The sequence below is a fragment of the Clostridium sp. LXY-7 genome (assembly GCF_056172015.1).
Genome location: NZ_JBLLJL010000005.1, coordinates 473,465 through 494,309, shown reverse-complemented (window position 1 = coordinate 494,309; position 20,845 = coordinate 473,465). Strand labels below are relative to the sequence as shown.

The 20,845-nt window shown below is 30.2% G+C and carries 17 protein-coding genes; 15 read left to right on the top strand and 2 right to left on the bottom strand.

Annotated elements, in window-relative coordinates; translation table 11 throughout:
* Positions 1–308 precede the first annotated feature (308 nt).
* From ACI48Q_RS18690 to yaaA, 5 genes are all read left to right on the top strand, one after another.
* Positions 309–737, top strand: a complete 429-nt coding sequence (locus tag ACI48Q_RS18690; protein ID WP_474920640.1) for a MarR family winged helix-turn-helix transcriptional regulator — start codon at positions 309–311, stop codon at positions 735–737.
* On the top strand, positions 734–2,455 hold the full coding sequence (locus ACI48Q_RS18685) for an ABC transporter ATP-binding protein (RefSeq protein ID WP_474920639.1): 1,722 nt from the start codon (positions 734–736) through the stop codon (positions 2,453–2,455). The genes ACI48Q_RS18690 and ACI48Q_RS18685 overlap by 4 nt, the downstream gene beginning before the upstream one ends.
* Positions 2,456–4,279 carry an ABC transporter ATP-binding protein gene (locus ACI48Q_RS18680; RefSeq protein WP_474920638.1) on the top strand — a complete coding sequence of 608 codons (1,824 nt, stop codon included), beginning with the start codon at positions 2,456–2,458 and terminating at the stop codon, positions 4,277–4,279.
* 111 nt (positions 4,280–4,390) lie between these two features.
* Complete coding sequence (locus tag ACI48Q_RS18675) at positions 4,391–5,452, top strand: GerMN domain-containing protein (protein WP_474920637.1); 1,062 nt, start codon at positions 4,391–4,393, stop codon at positions 5,450–5,452.
* Between the two features lie 231 nt (positions 5,453–5,683).
* Positions 5,684–6,451, top strand: coding sequence for a peroxide stress protein YaaA (gene yaaA, locus ACI48Q_RS18670; protein ID WP_474920636.1), 768 nt, complete (start codon positions 5,684–5,686; stop codon positions 6,449–6,451).
* Between the two features lie 254 nt (positions 6,452–6,705).
* Here yaaA and ACI48Q_RS18665 read toward each other — a convergent pair whose 3' ends face one another.
* Complete coding sequence (locus ACI48Q_RS18665) at positions 6,706–7,371, bottom strand: class I SAM-dependent methyltransferase (RefSeq protein ID WP_474920635.1); 666 nt, start codon at positions 7,369–7,371, stop codon at positions 6,706–6,708.
* Between the two features lie 304 nt (positions 7,372–7,675).
* On the opposite strand from ACI48Q_RS18665, the gene ACI48Q_RS18660 reads away from it, so the two are divergent.
* Genes ACI48Q_RS18660 through ACI48Q_RS18650 form a run of 3 tightly spaced genes read left to right on the top strand, consistent with a single transcriptional unit; the run spans position 7,676 to position 10,630 of the window.
* Positions 7,676–7,945 (top strand): metal-sensing transcriptional repressor, encoded by a 270-nt coding sequence (locus tag ACI48Q_RS18660; protein ID WP_474920634.1) that lies wholly within the window; start codon positions 7,676–7,678, stop codon positions 7,943–7,945.
* Between the two features lie 12 nt (positions 7,946–7,957).
* Complete coding sequence (locus tag ACI48Q_RS18655; protein WP_474920633.1) at positions 7,958–10,396, top strand: heavy metal translocating P-type ATPase; 2,439 nt, start codon at positions 7,958–7,960, stop codon at positions 10,394–10,396.
* 33 nt (positions 10,397–10,429) lie between these two features.
* Positions 10,430–10,630 (top strand): heavy-metal-associated domain-containing protein, encoded by a 201-nt coding sequence (locus ACI48Q_RS18650; protein WP_474920632.1) that lies wholly within the window; start codon positions 10,430–10,432, stop codon positions 10,628–10,630.
* Between the two features lie 135 nt (positions 10,631–10,765).
* Here ACI48Q_RS18650 and ACI48Q_RS18645 read toward each other — a convergent pair whose 3' ends face one another.
* A complete protein-coding gene (locus tag ACI48Q_RS18645) occupies positions 10,766–11,764 on the bottom strand; it encodes a phosphotransferase (protein ID WP_474920631.1) in 999 nt (332 codons plus the stop codon).
* 393 nt (positions 11,765–12,157) lie between these two features.
* On the opposite strand from ACI48Q_RS18645, the gene ACI48Q_RS18640 reads away from it, so the two are divergent.
* The 7 genes from ACI48Q_RS18640 (at position 12,158) to ACI48Q_RS18610 (ending at position 20,528) form a co-directional block, all read left to right on the top strand.
* Positions 12,158–12,661, top strand: a complete 504-nt coding sequence (locus ACI48Q_RS18640; protein ID WP_474920630.1) for a GNAT family N-acetyltransferase — start codon at positions 12,158–12,160, stop codon at positions 12,659–12,661.
* 284 nt (positions 12,662–12,945) lie between these two features.
* Positions 12,946–13,920 (top strand): ABC transporter ATP-binding protein, encoded by a 975-nt coding sequence (locus ACI48Q_RS18635; protein WP_474920629.1) that lies wholly within the window; start codon positions 12,946–12,948, stop codon positions 13,918–13,920.
* The gene (locus ACI48Q_RS18630; RefSeq protein WP_474920628.1) at positions 13,917–14,720 is read left to right on the top strand and encodes an ABC transporter permease; all 804 of its coding nucleotides are present in this window, start codon (positions 13,917–13,919) and stop codon (positions 14,718–14,720) included. The genes ACI48Q_RS18635 and ACI48Q_RS18630 overlap by 4 nt, the downstream gene beginning before the upstream one ends.
* A 2-nt stretch (positions 14,721–14,722) precedes the next feature.
* Complete coding sequence (locus ACI48Q_RS18625) at positions 14,723–15,505, top strand: ABC transporter permease (protein WP_474920627.1); 783 nt, start codon at positions 14,723–14,725, stop codon at positions 15,503–15,505.
* Positions 15,506–15,789: 284 nt separating this feature from the next.
* Positions 15,790–17,580 carry an ABC transporter ATP-binding protein gene (locus tag ACI48Q_RS18620; protein WP_474920626.1) on the top strand — a complete coding sequence of 597 codons (1,791 nt, stop codon included), beginning with the start codon at positions 15,790–15,792 and terminating at the stop codon, positions 17,578–17,580.
* The gene (locus tag ACI48Q_RS18615; RefSeq protein WP_474920625.1) at positions 17,577–19,406 is read left to right on the top strand and encodes an ABC transporter ATP-binding protein; all 1,830 of its coding nucleotides are present in this window, start codon (positions 17,577–17,579) and stop codon (positions 19,404–19,406) included. The genes ACI48Q_RS18620 and ACI48Q_RS18615 overlap by 4 nt, the downstream gene beginning before the upstream one ends.
* A 192-nt stretch (positions 19,407–19,598) precedes the next feature.
* The gene (locus ACI48Q_RS18610; RefSeq protein ID WP_474920624.1) at positions 19,599–20,528 is read left to right on the top strand and encodes a MerR family transcriptional regulator; all 930 of its coding nucleotides are present in this window, start codon (positions 19,599–19,601) and stop codon (positions 20,526–20,528) included.
* The last annotated feature ends 317 nt before the right edge of the window (positions 20,529–20,845 follow it).

The following is a 20,845-nucleotide window of genomic DNA, read 5'->3' as shown; positions in this document are numbered from 1 at the left end:
ACCTATTATTGAGGGAATTATTGATGATAATGCAAATATAGCTAATTATTTAGGTGTATAATATAGATATAAATTCTAGCATCTAAAGTATAACAAAATAAGAAGAGCTCAAATGTATATGAACACATATATTTGAGCTCTTCTTATATTTCAATTGAGTAGATTCTTTTGTAATTACCCTTTACATTAGTGGATTGTTTATTTAAAATATAATTAGAAGTCTAATAGTTAGAAGTCTAATTATTAGACTTCTAACAAGATGGATCTAAATTAATAGTTAAATAAAGTGATATTATAGGGGGATATAAATGAAAAAATTGCATGCAGCCTTAATTAGGGCATCTAAAGAACATAGAAGAAGAGCATCTAGTGAATTTACTAAATATGGCATAACCGATGGACAACCAAGGATATTAAATTTTTTAGCAGAGAATGATGGTTGTATTCAAAAAGAGGTAGCAGATAGCTGTAATATTGAACCAGCAACAGTGACTAGTATATTAGCAGGTATGGAGAAGAGTGGATTTATATATAGAAGTTCAAACTCAGAAGATAGAAGAGTATTAAATGTATATTTAACAAGTGAAGGCAAGGCAGCCCAGACTGTTGTTAAAAGGGTTTTTAGTGATTTAGAAGATAAATGTTTTCAAGGTTTTAGTGAAGAGGAGAAAGACCAAGCTATTAATTTATTAAATAGAATATATGAAAACATTTCAAGGGAGAATGAAAGTAGATGATTAAGTTATTTAGATATCTAAAGGGAAGTGCAATACTTTATGCAATTATAGCACCTATTATGATGTGCATAGAAGTATTTATGGATTTAAATCAACCAAGATTAATGGCGAACATTATTGATGTGGGCATAGCTAATGGAGATTTAAACTATGTATTAATGGTAGGGGGAAAAATGATACTAATCGCCTTTATTGGATTAATAGGAGGTGCTAGTTGTTGTATTTTTTCTGCTATGGCATCTATGAGTATGGGAGGAAATTTAAGACAAGGTATATTTGATAAAATACAAACCTTGGCTTTCGGGGATATAGATAAGTTTAAGACAGGATCTTTAATTACAAGACTTACTAATGATGTAACCCAAGTGCAAAATATGGTGCTTATGGGCCTTAGAATCATGGTAAGGGCTCCCCTTATGTGCATAGGTGGAATAATAATGGCATTTTCCTTAAGTAGGCAGCTATCCAGTGTATTTTTAATAATTATTCCTATAATTTTTATTGGAGTAGTTTTTATAGTAAATAAGTCAGTTCCTATGTTTTCAAAAGTTCAAGAGAATATAGATAAGGTTAATTTGGTAATGAGAGAGAGCATTTTAGGCATGCGTGTAGTTAAGGCATTTAATATGGAGGAAAAGCAAAAGGAGCGTTTTAAAGATAGTAATGAGGAGCTTATGAATAGTAGTATAAAAGCTCAGAATACAACAATATTGCTATGGCCCCTTATAACATTAGTTATGAATTTAACTGTGGTTGCAGTATTATGGTTTGGAGGTAATTTAGTAAATATAGGTGGTATTGAAACTGGAAAGATAATGGCATTTATAAATTACCTTATTCAGATTATGAACTCCCTTATGATGGTTATTATGATAATAATAAATCTTTCTAGGGCTAAGGTGTCAGCAAAGAGGATAAATGAACTCTTAGATTCTACTCCAGCTATAAAATATAATCATGAAGGAATTTATATAGAAAATTATGATGTAGAATTTAAAAATGTACATTTCAAATATAATCCAAGTGGAGAATGTGTACTTAAAAATATAAATTTTAAGGTTAATGAAGGACAAGTTGTGGGGATTATTGGAGCTACAGGTAGTGGTAAAAGCTCACTAGTTTCGCTCATTCCAAGACTTTATGATACCACTGAAGGAAGGGTATACATTGGCGGAGTGGATGTAAGAGAGTTAAATATTAAAGAGTTAAGAGAAAATATCGGCATAGTGCTTCAGGAAAATATCTTATTTTCTGGGACCATAAAGGATAATATTAGCTTTGGAGTTATAGAAACTACCGAAGAAGAACTTAAGCAGGTATCAATAGATGCGCAGGCATATGAATTTATAGATGGCAAAGAAGATGGATATGGGAGCATAGTGGAACAGAGGGGAAAGAACCTATCAGGGGGACAAAAACAACGTCTATCAATTGCTAGAACTCTTATAAAGAATCCTAAAATTCTCATATTAGATGATTCAAGTAGTGCTCTTGATATGGCAACAGAAGCAAGGCTTCAAAGAGCTATAAGAGAGAGAATGAAAGGAAGTACTCTATTTATAATAGCTCAAAGAATTACAGCAGTTATGGATGCAGATCAAATAATAGTATTAGATGAAGGTGAAATTAGTGGGATTGGAAATCATGAAGAACTACTAAAAACTAATGAAATATATAGCAGTATTGCGGTATCACAGTTGGGAGAGAAGGTGGTATAGATGGCAGATAATAAAGGAAACTTAAATATACATAGACCAGGTGGAGGACCAGCCCAATTATTTAAACAAAAGGAAAAACTTAAGAATCCTAAGGGTACAATTAAAAGACTTATCGGGTACTTAATTCATAAAAAAGCAGTACTTATGCTAGTATTTTTTCTTACATTAGTAAGTACTATAATAACCATTGTAGGGACTAGATTAAATGGATATACTGTGGATAATTTTATTCAAACTGGAGATATGAAGGGTCTAGCATTTATTTGTATAATACTTCTTTGTATTTATTTTGTGAGTATTTTCTCTACCTACTTTCAAAATAGAATAATGGTGGGAATTGCCCAGAATATTTCAGCAAACATAAGAAAAGACTTGTTTTCAGGTATGCAAAGACTTCCACTGAAATACTTTGATACTCATTCTAGTGGAGATTTAATGAGTAGACTTACCAATGATATAGATAATATAAATATAACCTTAAGTCAAAGTGTAACTCAGTTTTTTTCAGGAATTATAAATGTAATAGGTATGTTTATAGCAATGTTATTATTAAGTCCTATTTTGACATTAATATCAATGATAACTGTACCTTTTATGTTTTTGGTTACAAAGCTTATAGCTAAAAATACTCAGGGATATTTTAAAAGTCAACAGAGAGAACTTGGAGAACTCAATGGTTATATAGAAGAGATAATTTCAGGTGAAAAAGTAGTATTACTATTTTCTCAAGAAGAGCAAGTAAAGGAAAAGTTTCACAATATTAATAAAAGGCTTACCAAAAGTTCCATGGTTGCCCAGGGACTTTCAGGAATTATGGGGCCTATGAACAACTTGATAAATAATATTTCCTATCTACTTATAGCGGTTAGTGGAGGATACTTAATTATAAATGGTATGAATATAACGGTAGGGGTAGTATTCAGTTTTCTACTGTATATGAGAAGCTTTACTAGACCAATCAATGAAATATTAAATCTTTTTAACACCATACAATCTGCCTTAGCTGGAGCTGAGAGAGTATTTAAAATAATGGATGAAAAAAAAGAAATAGATCTAGAAAATGCTCAGGAGATAAATAATATAGAGGGAAATGTTGAACTTAAGGATGTTAACTTTTCTTATATAGAGGGTAATAGAGTATTAAAGGATGCTTCTCTTAAGGCTAAATCTGGGGAAACCATAGCTATTGTAGGACCAACAGGTGCAGGAAAAACCACTATAATTAATCTCTTAACTAAATTCTATGACATAGATAGTGGAGAAATATTAATAGATGGTAAGGATATTAAAAATATAACTAGAAATAGCTTGCGTAATAATATTGCTATGGTGCTTCAAGATACTTTTTTATTTTCAGAGAGTATTCGTGAAAATATAAGGTATGGAAGGCTAAATGCTAGTGATGAAGAAGTAGAGAAGGCAGCAAGAATGGCTCATGCCCATGGATTTATAAAGCAATTACCTGAAGGGTATAATACTGTGCTATCAGATAATGGAGGAAATTTATCTCAAGGACAGAGACAGCTATTGGCTATAGCTAGAGCTATATTATCTAATTCCTCAATCCTTATATTAGATGAAGCTACGTCGTCTATTGATACTCGTACAGAGGTCTATATTCAAAAAGCAATGCTTAATTTAATGAGAGGAAAGACTACATTTGTTATAGCCCATAGGCTTAGTACTATAAAAAATGCAGATACCATTTTAGCTGTAAGTGGTGGAAAGATAATTGAAAGAGGAACTCATGATGAGCTATTACAAAAGAATGGATTCTATGCTCAGCTTTACAACAGTCAGTTTAATAAAGGATTAGAGTTATAAATTTAATTAAATCTTAGAATATATGTTATGGTTAAAGTGAGATTTGTGGTAAAATATTACGTATAATAGTAAGACAGTACTAATTTATTGAAAGGAAATATGAGGATGAAGATGAAGAAAAGAATAGTTTATATAATTCTAGTAACCATAGCCATGTTATTTGTAGCCTGTGGTCCTAAAGTTGAGAATGAGGATAATAAACCAGGAATAGGTACTGAAAAACCAGTAGTAGATAAAAAAATTGGAGATTATGTGAAATTTAAAGAAAATGAAAAGTTCTTCTACAAGGGAGAAAATATGGAATATGCAGAGTATGTAACTTATGTAGATTATACAGAGGGAGATAAGGTTCAACTAAGAGAAAATAATGGCGGAACAGAGATAGTATCAGTTTTAGAAATCAAAGATGGAGAATTAAGACAGGTATTTAGTAGAAGTGAATGCTACTATAGAGAAAATTTTCTTTCTAAAAAGGGTGAAGAAACTGAAGTATTATTGAAAGAACCATTAGTTAAAGGTACATCATGGAATTTATCTGATGGAAGTAAGAGGTATATATCTAATGAGAATGTGGAAATATCAACCCCTAGTGGAACTTATAAAACCTTAGAAGTAACAACAGAGCTAAAAAATGGAGAAAAAAATATACAATATTATGCTCTTGATAAAGGTTTGGTAAAATCAGTAATGGACACTGAAAAGATGAAAGTTACATCACTTTTAGAAAAGATTGAAGAAAATAGTAAGTTCAGTAGTTCAGTTAGATTCTATTATCCTAATATTGATGATTATAGTTTATTCTATAAGAATATTGATATGGAATTCAAAACTAATGATATAACAAAGTCAGCATTTGAAAATATATTCAAGTCATTTCCAGAAGAAAATAAAGGTGTTTTAATGAGTAAAAATGCAAAGATAAATAGCCTTTATTTAAATGATGATGGTATGCTATATGCAGATTTTTCTAGTGAATTTATCAAGGAGATGAATGCAGGGTCAGGCTTCGAATCAGCTATTCTTCAAAGTATAGTTAATACATTAGGTGGATATTATGGAGTTGAGAAGGTATATTTAACTGTTGATGGTAATCCTTATAACTCAGGACATATATTGATGGAAAAAGGTGAAGCTTTTACAGTTGATTTATCTAATACTACTGAAGCAAAATAATGACTAAAATAAAACCCTTCAGCTTAGCTGAGGGGTTTTTTATATATTTTATTTTAAAAGAGAATAATTACTACAATATATACATAATTTTTACAGTATTGCTAAATAAATAATTAATAAATATTTGATATAATTATTTATTTAACATATAAAGTGTGTATAACTTTATATGTTATAATAAGATAATTCTATAATTTTAGAACCTAGTATAAAAATTGTGGAGGTGTAGTTGTGTTAACAATAATTTCTTCAGCAAAAACTTTGGATTTTAAAAAGCAATCTATAGTTAAAGAAAGTACTATACCAAACTTTCTAAAAGAGGCATTCTACTTGGCAGATGAACTAAGTAATTATTCTGCTGAGGAATTAAGCTCTCTCATGAATATGAGTATAAAACTAGGGCAAGCTAACTATAATCGATATAGAGATTTTAAACTTAACTATCATGAAGAAGGTAAACAAGCTATTTTTAGCTTTAATGGTGATATGTATAAAACTTTGGATATTTTTAGTTATAATAAAGAACAAATTGAATTTATTCAAAATCATTTAAGAATATTATCTGGGTTATATGGAGCTTTAAAGCCACTGGATATTATCAAGGAATATAGATTAGAAATGGGATTAAAGCTAATAACTCCAAAAGGAAGAGATTTATATGAGTTTTGGAGTAAGAAGATAACAGAAGAATTTAGGATAGAAATTTTAAGACATAAAGAGAAGTCTATTTTAAATTTAGCTTCAGAGGAATATTCTAAGGTTATTAACAAAGATGAATTAAAGGATATAAATTTTTATAATATTATATTTAAAGAAAAGAATGGTGAAGATTACAAAATAGTAGGCACATATGCTAAGAAAGCTAGAGGGCTTATGGTATCCTATATAATGAAAAATTCTATAGATTCTGTAGAAAAGGTAAAAGAATTTAATGAAGCTGGATATGTATATAGAGAAGATTTAAGTTCTGTGGATAATTTAATATTTGTAAGAGAGTAATAATGATAACTAAGTATACTCAATAATCCATGAGAAGTGAAATTCTATAGAATTTCTTCTTCTAAGATTATTGAGTATTTTCATTTGAAGCTATACACAATATAGATTTGATTTTGAAGCATGAATTTATTTTAGGCTTTGTTTTAGAATAGTATTGATAATATGAATTAAGGGAAGTCATTTTTCAGACTTCCCTTAATTCATATTTTAAAAATATTCTAAAACAAATTTCGCTTAACACCCCTTAACCATACCTATTTTTTGCTTACAATTAATTTAAAATGTTTCGAAAAATATTCAGTATTCTCAATGTTATAATATTCAGTTTCCTCAACAGGGATTTTCACAAAGTTATAATCCTTAAAGTATTTCTTTATATCATCTATATCCACATAAAAATGAGGAACATCTTGTTCAGTATCATGTTCACTTCTTAATATAGTATTATTATCAATACGTTTATTCGGGTCAGCATTCTGATATGACAATGCATTTTTAGAATTTAACGTAACAAATAATTCTCCTCTATTTTTCAACACTCTCGTAATTTCTTCAAGTGACTTTATAAACCCTTCAGTGTCGGTATGGTAAATTACATTATATGCCATTATGCAATCGAATGTATCATCAGCAAATGGTAAATTAAGCATATCACATAATCTTGTGTTAATTTCCAGTTCTTCTTCCTCCGCCCACTTTTTCAAATGATTAATTCCGTCTTTAGATAAATCTGTAGAGTGAACCTCAAAACCTTTCTTTCTAAAATAGATGGAATGTCTTCCTAATCCGCAACCTAAATCAAGAAATTTGTCATAACCCTTTGATTTCCATGATTCAGCCAAATAACATGACTCAATCGTTGGGATTAACCAATAGTCACTTGTATTTTTACTCCAATTCCAAGCCTTTGATTCAATCATAGTGCTTATCCCCCAAAAACAAATTATTCTATTTTAACCCAATTTAGTTGACAATTCGAAACAATTGTGTACTAAATTATAGATTATTTACACACTAAATTATAACATTAATTTCTATATAATGTATATAATTAAACAAATATTGGTTCTCTTTCTTTATAATCAGCTATTTTTGTATAAGGATGGGCTACATTGCATTGAACCATAAAGTTTTTAATTTTTGCATAAAAATCCTATTGACACAAATCATAAATTGTACTATATTATAAATATAGACACCCCCACGGGGGGAGGGAGGTACAACATGAACGATGAAAAGAAAAAAGCATTGCAAAGTTTAAAAACATGTAAAGGTCAAATTGAAGGAATTATTAAAATGGTTGAAGATGGTAGATACTGCATAGATATTTCTAATCAAATAATAGCTTCGCAGGCATTGTTAAAGAAAGCTAATAAATGCATTTTAAAGCAACATATGAACCACTGTGTTAGATCAGCTTTTGAAGAAGGACATAATGCAGAGGAAAAGATAGAAGAGCTTGTAAATATACTAGATAAATTAATTGATAAATAGGAGAGGGTGAATATGAAAGAAAAAATATTAAGAATAGAAGGCATGACTTGTGCTGTTTGTGCAAGAAGTATAGAAAAAGTTGTTGGAAAGAAAGATGGAGTGGAAGAAGCTTCAGTAAATTTAGCAACTGAGAAGTTGAAGGTTAAATATGATGAAAGTAAGCTAAATTTAGAAGATATAATAAAAAGTGTAGAAAAGGCTGGTTTTAGAGCCTTTGATGATAGTACTGAAATGGTGCTTCAAGTAGAGGGTATGACCTGTGCTTCCTGTGCTAGAAATGTTGAAAAGGTAATAAAAAAATTTGAAGGCATAGAAAAGGCGGAAGTAAATCTTTCTACAGAAACTTTAAAGTTAAGTTATGATGTTAGTAAAGTTAAGCTTGGTGACATAAAAAGAGCTGTAGATAAGGCTGGCTTTAAGCTGGTAGAGAAAGAGCAAGAAGATGTTCATCAAAAGAAGAAAGAGCAAGAAATTAAAAATATGAGAAACAGGCTTATCTGGTCTGCTGTATTCACAATTCCACTACTGATAGTAACTATGGGACATATGGTGGGAATGCCATTACCTATGATAATAGATACACATCATAATCCATTAAATTTTGCATTGTTCCAACTAATTCTTACTACTATAGTAATGATAATAGGTAAGAATTTCTTTAAGGTAGGATTCAAAAATCTTATAAATAGAACTCCAAACATGGATTCCTTAATATCAATAGGAACCTGGGCAGCATATTTATATGGAATCTTTGCTATATACCATATAGCGAATGGTGATACTAGTTACACTATGCAATTATATTTTGAGTCAGGAGCTACAATTTTAACTCTTATAACTTTAGGAAAATATTTAGAAACATTAACTAAAGGTAGAACTTCTGAAGCTATTAAGAAGCTTATGGGTTTAGCACCTAAGACTGCTACAGTTATAGTAGATGGACAGGAAAAGGTTATTGAAATTCATGAAGTTCAAGAGGGAGATATTATAGTTGTAAAGCCAGGAGAAAAATTACCTGTAGATGGAGAAGTTATAGAAGGATATACATCTATAGATGAAAGCATGCTAACTGGTGAAAGTATTCCAGTTGAAAAACATGAAGGAGATAAGGTATTTGGAGCAAGTATAAACAAAAATGGAAGAATTAAATATAAGGCTACCAAGGTTGGAAAAGATACAGTAATAGCTCAAATAGTAAAATTAGTAGAAGAAGCTCAGGGGTCAAAAGCTCCCATTGCAAAAATGGCAGATATTATTTCAGGCTATTTTGTGCCAACAGTTATAGGTCTTGCAATATTATCAAGTTTAGGTTGGGCAATATCAGGAGAAGGAACAGTATTTGTATTAACAATATTTATATCAGTTCTAGTAATAGCGTGCCCATGTGCTTTAGGATTAGCTACTCCTACAGCTATAATGGTAGGAACTGGAAAAGGCGCTGAGAATGGAATATTAATTAAAAGTGGAGAAGCTCTAGAAACCACTCATAATATAAATACTATAGTTTTTGATAAAACAGGAACAATAACTGAAGGTAAGCCAAAGGTTACGGATATTGTAACTAATACCTATAAAGCTGATGATATATTATTATTGGCAGCTTCAGCAGAAGTTGGTTCTGAACATCCATTAGGAGAGGCTATAGTAAAAGAAGCTATGGATAAAGGATTTACTTTAAAGGATATTTCAGATTTCAAAGCTATACCAGGTCATGGTATAGAGGTTGTCATAGATGGAGAAAAACTTTATCTAGGTAATAGAAAACTTATGAATGAGAAGAATATAACTTTAGGGGATTATGAATTAAAGTCAACAGAATTAGCGCAACAAGGTAAAACTCCAATGTTTGTAGCTAAGGAAGGAAAACTTATAGGAATAGTTGCTGTAGCTGATACGCTCAAGGAAAATAGTAAGAGAGCAGTTGAAAGTCTTCATAAAATGGGCATAGAAGTAGTTATGCTTACAGGTGATAATAAAAACACTGCAGCTGCCATAGGTAAAGAAGTAGGAATAGATAGGGTAATAGCTGAGGTATTGCCTCAAGATAAAGCAAATAAGGTAAAAGAACTTCAAAATGAAGGTAAGAAGGTTGCTATGGTAGGAGATGGAATAAATGATGCTCCAGCCTTAGCCATGGCTGATATAGGAATTGCTATAGGATCAGGAACCGATGTAGCTATAGAATCTGCTGATATAGTCCTTATGAGAAGTGATATCATGGATGTTATAGGGGCAATTCAATTAAGTAAGCAAACCATAAGAAATATAAAACAAAACCTATTCTGGGCATTTGGATATAATGTTCTAGGTATACCAGTGGCAATGGGTGTATTACACATCTTTGGAGGACCATTATTAAATCCTATGCTAGCAGCTCTTGCAATGAGTTTTAGTTCAGTGTCAGTATTATTAAATGCACTAAGATTAAAGCAATTTAAAACTAGGTATTAAAAAATAAATATTAAAGATAAAGGAGAGATTATTATGAAAAAAATAATTACTATTGAGGGAATGTCTTGTATGCATTGCGTGGGAAGAGTAAAAAATGCATTATCTGGATTAGAAGGATTATCTAATATAGAAGTAGAAAAGGGTAAGGCTGTAGCTGAGGGATCAGTTAGCAATGAGGTTATTAAAGAAGCCATAGAAGACTTAGGATTTGAAGTAGTAAATATTGAAGAATAAATTTAAAGCATCTTTGAAAGATACTTAACAATTTATTGATTATTTTGATAGTGAATTTTTGAAGAACTGAAGTAAGTATTAGGTTACTCAAATGCATAAATATGCAATATGAGTAACCTATTTTTTATAAACTTATCATAACACGAAAGTTTTACCATTTATAAGTGGAGTGAATATGGTATTGCACCATCTTTCCATAGCAGTTTCAAACCATTCTTCTTTATAAAATTTGTTGTGCTGGCATGCTATAAAAAGAATTACTCCAAGCGCAAAAAAAGCTTCTATATAACATATTGGTACTTCTGTTTTCATTTCTTTTTCATACGCATTTTTTACACATCTTCGTAGGTCTTTATCATTAATGGCAGACAGCATTGTTCCTATATCCATATAATAGAATCCAACACCTGATAATGAAAAGTCAATCGGTGTAATTCCATTGTCTGCGGTTAATATCATATTGGACAGTGATAAATCAGCATGAACAATTCCTAGCATATTAGGCATTTTGGATAATTCATCCATTCGCTTCTGTATAATTGCAGCAGCGTCTAGAACTATATTTATATGCCTGCTATTAATATGATCATTACTTTCTATCACTTTTAATTCTTTGTTAATCTTCTCTAAAATCTGTTGTTTATACTGATACCTTTTCGCCTTGTAATTCATTTCTGGTAAATATAAATTTCCGTTATCATCAATTTTTACAGTTTTTGAAGCTCTATGTAAATTTGCTATCATTAAACCGATTTTCTGCGCTATCTCACATGTTATTTCGGTATCAGATAATGTCATCCCCTGTATCCATTCCAGGACAGTGACTGGCGTTTTATCTGTTAAAATACTTACTAATAGTTCTTTATTATTCCTAACTGGTTTCTGCAATTGAAAATCTATATTTTTTTGCAGATAATCCAATAAAGTCATTTCACTTTGTATATAGTCTTGCTTTTCATCTTCATTTGACAGTATTCCCAAAGAGTATCCATCAACTGGTTTGTGTATTCTTAAAACATATTGTTTTTTAATATCTTCAATTTTATATGTAATATTTTCATTATGACGTAGAAACATAATTTTAGGATTTTTAAAAGAATAAAAGCTTAACGCTTCTTGAAGTAATTTATCCATTTGGTCCTCCTTGTTATAATTATTGATTATTTATAGTTATATTTTACCAAAATGAGGAATTAATACTAGACTTTAAATTCAGCTTATAATATAGCTTATAATTAATTGTAGATAAAAGCTTCTTCATTTTTGAAGAAGTTTTTTTATTTTTAAGAGTTATATAAATAACCGATATATTAACTTATAGCTATAAAATGCTTTTAATGTGAATAGCTGCTCACAGAGTCTTGTTACTTTCTAAGAGTGCTTTTACAATTCCAGCATAATTCGGTTTAGAAAAAAACAAAATATATATTACAGTTGTAGGATGTTAGTAGCTAAGATATAATTAGGTAAATTAAGATCTAGGAGAGTATTTCATTAGTAAGGACTTTATATGAAGGAGGATATATTGTGGAAGTTAAATTAATAGAACTGTCTATGGAAGATGGACAAGAAGTGTATGATTTTTTATCTAGATTCGAGGAATATGAGAATGGTTTTTATAATCCCATAGATAATATTCCATATGAGGATTTTAAAATTTTTTTGAAGGATAATATAAAGAACTCTAAGGGCATAGATTTAAAAGAAGGATATGTACCTCAAACCATATATTGGTTAAGTGTAAATGGAAAACTAGTAGGGATTGGTAAGCTAAGGCATTATTTAAATGAAGCCTTATTAAAAAGTGGAGGACATATAGGTTATGGAATTCTTAAAAGTGAAAGAGGGAAGGGCTATGGAAATTTAATTCTTCAGGAACTTTTAAAGAAAGCAAAATATATAGGGATAGATAGAGCGTTAGTAACTTGCAATGAAGATAATTTAGGATCTAGAAGAGTAATAGAAAACAATAATGGAGTACTAGAAAGAATAAAAGATGGCACTTGTTGTTATTGGATAGAGAAAGTTTAACTACAAAGATGTATTAGGGTATATTTAAAAATATTTGTAATTAGCTATTTATTTACAACTTAAAAAGTGTTAAGATTTAAGTTCGAGCACTAAATTTTAAAGATTTAGACATGATTAGAAAGATGATATGTTAGTAGATGTATATTTTGTGGTATATCCGTCAGCATAACCTAGTAATAGAAGGTATTACTAGGTTATGTCATGTTGTCTACAATGAAATATTAGCGGCACATCTTTGACCTGTTATTTTATTTAAAATGTCTAAAAGGATAGGAGGATAAGATATGATCGAAATGAAAGGCATAACTAAAACCTTCAAAATAAGCAAAAGAAATGCTGGACTTAAAATGGCAGTAAAATCATTATTAAAGAGAGAATATGAAGAAGTTAAAGCATTGGACAATGTATCTTTTAATATTAAAGAAGGAGAAATGGTAGGATACATAGGGCCAAATGGTGCAGGAAAAAGTACTACTATCAAGATTATGAGCGGTATACTATATCCAGATGCAGGGCAGTGCACTATTAATGGAAGGATTCCTTGGAAGGATAGAATTAATCATGTAAGGGACATCGGAGTTGTCTTTGGACAGAGAAGCCAGTTATGGTGGGACGTGCCTGTAGCAGACTCCTTTGAATTGTTAAAAGATATTTATAAAATACCAGATAGTAAGTTTAAAAATAACCTTAAAATGCTCACAGATTTACTTAATATAGAAGATATCATTAAAGTACCAACAAGGCAGCTAAGCCTTGGACAACGAATGAAATGTGAAATAGCAGCCTCATTACTTCATAGTCCTAAGATTTTATTCTTAGACGAACCCACCATTGGACTTGATGCAATTTCAAAAATTGCAGTTCGAGATTTTATAAAAACCATCAATAAAGAAAATAAAACCACTGTAATACTTACAACTCACGATACTCAAGATATAGAAGCTCTTACTAAAAGAATTGTACTCATTGGAAAAGGTAAAGTTCTATTAGATGGACATTTAGATGAGCTTAAACAAAAGTTCAGCAGATATAGAACCATAACCATAGATTATTCAGGAAATTTAGAGAAGCTTCCTAAAGGATTAAAAATTATAGAAAAATACGCAGGACATATAGTAATTTCTGTAGACACAGAAGTTATTTCTATTTCCAAGGCAATAGGTATTTTAGCAGAAAAGATTGAATTAATAGACTTCAGTGTAGATTCTATTACCATGGATGAAGTGGTGGTAGGGCTTTATAAGGAGTATCAGATATGAGAGGATATATATCTTACTTTAGAATTAGATTTATTCATGGACTCCAATATAGGGCAGCTGCCTATGCAGGAATTGCAACTCAATTTGCTTGGGGATTTATGTATATCATGATGTATCAAACCTTTTATAAGAGCAATCCACAAATGGCACCTATGGAATTCTCACAACTTGCTAGCTATATATGGCTTCAGCAGGCATTTCTGGCACTGTTTATGACTTGGTTTTTAGATAATGAAATTTTTGATTTAATATCTAAAGGAAATGTATCCTATGAATTATGTAGACCTTTAGATATTTACAACATGTGGTTTGCAAAGAGTTGTGCAGGTAGATCATCAAAAGCATTATTAAGATGTTTTCCCATACTTATAATTGCACTTTTATTACCAGAACCTTATAGATTCACTTTGCCTAGTTCACCACTAAATGGAATTTTATTCATTATAGCTATGATTTTAGGTTTTATTGTAGTGGTAGCTTATTGTATGTTTGTTTATATTCTTACCTTTTATACTATTTCTCCTATGGGAGTGAGAATAGCATTAGTTATGACAGCAGACTTTTTTTCAGGAGGATTAGTTCCATTACCATTTTTACCACAATGGCTTACTAAGTACATTGATTTATCTCCTTTTGCAGCGATGCAAAATGTTCCCTTTAGAATTTATAGCGGAAATATGCATTTAAATGAAGCAATGACAGCTATAGCATTACAAATTTTATGGGGAATATCATTAGTTGTTTTAGGTAAACTTTTAATTTCTAAAACTCTAAAACGAGTAGTAGTACAAGGAGGTTAATAATGAAACTATATATGAAATATTTTTCAATTCATTTAAAGTCAGCTATGGAATACAGAACTTCCTTTATACTTACATCTATAGGACAAGGACTTACTACATTTTTCTCTTTTCTTAGCATGTATTTCTTATTCGATAGATTTGGAAGTATTAATAATTACACATTTAATGAAGTGTTATTATGTTTTAGCACTATATTTATGTCCTTTGCTCTAGCGGAATGTTTTGGGAGAGGCTTTGACTCTTTTTCTACCATAATATCTAATGGAGAGTTTGATAGAATTATGGTAAGACCTCAAAATGAGATATTACAGGTAATTGGTACAAAAATTGAACTTACAAGAATTGGGAGGCTGATACAAGCTCTTATTATATTTATATATGCAATTATAACCTGTGGAGTGAGTTGGAATGAAGGAAAGGTATTGACTTTGATTCTAATGATAATAGGAGGAGTTTGTCTTTTCTTTTCTCTCTTTATGATATATGCAGCCATATGTTTTTTCACTTTAGAGGGGCTTGAATTTATGAATATCTTTACTGATGGTGGAAGGGAACTTGCTCAATATCCACTGGACATATATAAAGAATGGGTGGTAAAATTCTTTACTTATATAGTTCCATTAGCTTTTATAAACTATTATCCATTTATATTTCTCATAGATAAATATAATGGAAATAGCTTATTTTATATGTTATCTCCAATGGTATCAATATTATTTGTAATACCAAGCTTTATATTTTGGAAATTTGGAGTGGCTCATTATAAATCAACAGGGTCATAAATAAGTATAAGATTTGGAATTTGAAATAATATTAATTCCAAGAAAAAATATGGGCTATCTTAAAATGATTATTAACGTCATTTTAAGATAGCCTTTAATAATAGATAGGTTTGATAATAATATATAGTTTAATATTAACAATTACTCTAAACAAATTCTAAAAATATTAAAATAGATTATAAAGTACATTTACAATAAAACAATGTTATGATACCATGAAATTATGGCATATTTATACAAATTTTTACTTTAATGCATATAATTTGGGGAAAAGGGTGATCATGATGAAAAAAGAGTCATATGATGTATCGGATATAGTTGGAATTCCGTTTAGATGTGCACCATGGTATTCAACATTAATAGCAGTTCAAAAAATTGCAAATGGAATAATTCCAACTTTGCAAGTAATAGTAACTGCTAAATTTTTAGATACTGCAATAGCTATTGTTAGTGGAAATAAAGTGGTTAATGAAATATTTATTCCTTTAGCTTTAGTAGTATTACTTATTGGATATGATTGGATTGCATCACAACTTATAAAGCTTGTGGAAATAAAGTTGGAGCTTAAACTTAGAGAGAATTTTAGAGTTATTATTACTGAAAAGAGAGCTAAGCTTAAATACAAACACATCGAGAATAAGGATACTTGGGACTTAATATCGAGAGTAGCTAAAGAACCAGAGATTCAATGTAAAAATGCCTATAGGGATTTATTAGATATGATGTCTATGATACTACAAATTGTGGGTCTATTACTTGTATTAGTTGCTCAAGTATGGTGGGCAGCTTTACTGATAGTTGGGATTTCTCTACCTCTCTTTGTGGTGGCATTAAAGGGGGGAAAAGCAACCTATGAAGCAAGCAGAGAAGTATCTAAGTATAAGAGAAAATATGAATATTTAAGAGAAGTATTGACTGGAAGAGAAGGGGTAGAAGAAAGAGCACTTTTTGGATATACTGAAAAAGTTAATGATAGATGGGAAGAGCAATATGAGCGTGCAAGAAAAATAGAATATAAAACTGAGTTAAAGTGGTTTATAAAGATGAAGACTAGTAGCATAATAACAGCCATAATCTCTATAGGTATTGTTATAGTTCTTATAAACCCTGTATTAAATGGATTATTAACAATTGGTATGTTTATTTCCATAGTTAATGGGGTTTTTGGACTCATTCAAATGATGTCTTGGGGACTTAGTTATAGCGTTGAACAATTGGCAAAAAATAAAGAATATTTGAAAGATTTAACGAATTTTTCACAGCTAGATGAAAGTGAAGGAGCTATAGATGAACCTTCTAGAGAGAGTTTACAATTGAAATCTCTGGAATTTAAGAAAGTGTCTTTCAAATATCCAGGTATGGATAATTATATTTTAAAAGATTTATCTTTTATTATTAGAGAGGGAAAGCACTATGCTTTTGTAGGGGTTAATGGAGCTGGAAAGACCACTATAACTAAACTTATAACTGGATTATATGAAGATTTTGAAGGTGAAATATTAATAAATGGGAAAAGTATTAAAGAGTACAAACATAGTGAATTAAAAGCATTAAGCTCGGTGGTATATCAGGATTTTGCAAAATATTTTATTTCTTTTAAGGATAATATTGCTTTAGGAAATGTCAATAGTTTAGATGATGATTTAGATACTATAAATATGAATACAGCTATAAAAACCATGGAGATGGAAGATTTAATTGGAAAATTACCTAAGGGAATAAATACACACCTAGGGAAGATTAAGAGTGATGGTCAAGACATATCAGGAGGGCAATGGCAAAGAATAGCCATGGCAAGAAGTATTATTAGCTCAGCAAGTCTTAGAATATTGGATGAACCTACTGCTGCTCTTGATCCCATAAGTGAAAGTAATATTTATGAACAGTTTGAAGAGATAAGCAGAGGGGGAACTACAATTTTTATAAGCCATAGATTAGGGTCTACTAAGCTTGCTAATGAGATTTTTGTTATTGGTAATGGAGCCATAGTAGAAAAAGGATCCCATGAAGAGCTTATGGTGTTAAATGGAGCTTATGCAGAGATGTATGAAAGTCAAAGGAGCTGGTATTTATGATAAGGGAGAATAAAAAAGAAGATATATCCTTTTTAAAAATAATGTCTAAAGTTATACCTATGGCCTTTTGGGCATGTCCTGTTTACTTCATAGTTTGGAATGTAGTGAGCATTTTTCACGGAGTATCTCATGGATTTAACACTTTTATGACTCAGAAACTTTTTGATGTAGTCACAGAAGGGGTCAATAAAGGTGGGACAAGTCAAAGAATAATATTATGGGCAATTGCCTTAGGACTAGCCTTAATATTGTGTCAAATATTAAATGGGGTTGGAAACTTCATGTTTAGCAATCAGGAAAAGATGATGGTTAGGCATGTGGGAAAAAAGATAAATGAAAAAGCAGGGAGATTAGATCCTATTGCTTTTGAAGATACAAAATATTTGGATGATATCAATAAAGCTAATGAAGGTATGCTAAATAGCGGATTTTTGGTATTTATAATTACGAGCATCTTTACTTTTTATCTTCCATACTTTCTTTTTATGGCAATATATCTTTATAGTTTAAAACCAATTTTAGCACTATCCTTAATATTAATATTTATTCCAGTTGCTTTAACTCAGCTAATCAGGGTCAAGGTGTTTGGAAAGCTAGCTGATGAATCAGCGCCTATAAGGAGGGAATATGAATATTATGAAAGGTGCATAGTTGATAGAGAATATTATAAAGAAACTAGGCTTTTAGGAGCTTTCAAATATTTTAAAGATATATATATTCTATCTTTAAACTTGCTTAATAAAAAAATATGGTCAGCGGAAAGAAAATCAAACCTCATGGAATTAGGTATGAAAATTATAACACTTTTGGGGTATGTGGGAGTACTTTATCTATTATTCGATTCACTTATAAAGGGAGATATATCACCAGGTGCTTTTGGAGCTATATTTTCATCTATAGGGCTAATGTTTGGAATAATGGAGGAAATAATATGTAGGCATATAGGTACTATCACAAGAAATATCGGAACTGTGAAAAACCTTGTAAGATTTCTTGATATGCCAGAGAGAAGTGGAGAGGAAGTAAAAATCCAAGGAATTCCTAATATATCAATACAAGATGTTTCTTTTAGTTATCCAGGATCAGATAAGAAGTCATTAAATGGAATAAATTTAGAAGTTAAATCTGGAGAAACTATTGCTATAGTTGGAGAAAATGGGGCAGGGAAAACTACATTAGTTAAACTTATTACAGGGTTATATTTACCAACAGAGGGAAAGGTATTTATAGGGGGAGCAGATACTAGTAAAGTATCACTTAAATCTTTATATGGAAATATCTCAGGGGTATTTCAAAAGTATCAGAGATATAAGATGACCCTTGAAGAAAATATTGAAATAAGTTCCTTAAATAATAAAGGTCAGTTAACCAGTGAGGATAAAAAGGAAGCTATACAGAAGGCTGCAGTAAATGCAGATTTAGAAATCGGTGAAGAAAAGTTTCCTGAGGGCTATGAGACCATGCTCTCTCGTGAATTTGATGGGGTAGATTTATCTGGTGGACAATGGCAGAGGATAGCTATTGCAAGGGGTTTTTATAGAGGACATAACATGATAGTTCTAGATGAACCAACAGCTGCTATAGACCCTGTGGAAGAAACTAAGATATACAGCAAATTTGCTGAAATGTCTAAAGGAAATACATCTATAATAGTTACCCATAGGTTAGGTTCAGCAAAAATAGCAGATAGGATAATAGTTATGGATAAGGGTGGGATAGCTGAAATTGGAACTCATGAAGAGCTTATAGAAAATATGGGTAAATATGCAGAGATGTATAATGCACAAAGTAAGTGGTATGTTGATGAGGTAGCGGCTAGTTGTTAATAAAATGAATTAATTGCATAAGGATTATACAATAGAGGTTTGTTATGAACAAACCTCTATTTTTTAAGTAATGTACAAGATTATAACTTTGAAATAAAATTAATTATAAAATATTATTGACTTGTACCTTGGGGATAATTTTATAGTTAGATTAAGGGTTAGCTAACTAGTAAATTATATGGAGGATTATATATGAATATTAAGATCGTATCAGAGATTACAAAATTAACTAAAAAAGCAATTAAATATTATGAACAAGAGGGATTAATAAGTCCAATAAAAAATGAAGAAAATAATTATAGGGAATATACTAGTGAAGACGTTATTATTTTAAACTTAATTGGGGCATTAAGACTTTTAAATATTTCAGTGAATGATATTAAGAGGATAATAAAAGGAGAGTGTAGTATTGTCGAATCTCTCAATACAGAATTAAAGAGAATAGAAAGTAAAATTGAAGAACTAGAAAATAATAAAATGGTTATTAGTATGGCAATGAAAAGAGCTAAAGTAGATTTTAACTCTATAGGAAATGATATTAAACAGTTAAGTTATAGTGTAAAGCATAAAGAAGAATATGTTAAGGATAAGATTATAGAAGTTTTTCCAGGAACATTTGGTGAAATCATGGTGCTTGGATACGAACCATTTTTAAATGTAAAAATAGATAGTGAAGAGAAAGAAAAGGCATGGGCTAGACTTGTAGAGATATTAGATAATCTTGAGGAATATAATGATGAAGATAACATATTTAAGGATTTTACCGAGGAGAAATTAGAACAATTTAAGATTCAAAACAAAGCAAACAGCAACCATTTTACTAAGATTTTAAATAGAGAAAAGGAGGCTTTAGAAGAGTATAAAAATTCTATGATAACTTTCGTAAAAAATATTAAGGAGAACCCGAAATACAATGATATTTTTGAAGGAACTTATAAAAATTCAAAGATGATGATAGCCTCTATTGGAATGGATAATGAGGATATTGAGAAGTGTTTTTTAGTTTTAAGTGAAGATTATAGAGAATATAAGAAGGTTATAGATGAGGTTATGAAAGAAGTAGATAAAGTACTTCTAAAAGAATATGGAATAACTCTAAGGGAATTTTGGAAAATTAACTAATAAGAGATGAATAAAAAATTTTGGCTTTGTTTTAATATATAGTTCTAATATCAACAACCATTTAAAACAAAGCCAAAATTTATATAAGAAAAGGCGTAGATTATTTTCTATAAATTCAATTTACTAAGTATTAAATTGAAATTTTTTACTTAAATTATATATAAATGAAAAAGTATCTCTAATTAAGAGATACTTTTTCATTTTATAGGGTTGTTTAACATTTGAACAACCTTATAATATCATATATCGACAATTAAATGCATAAAAATACACGGAAAGTACAGGGTGATTTATAACTTTATATAATAGTGAAAGGG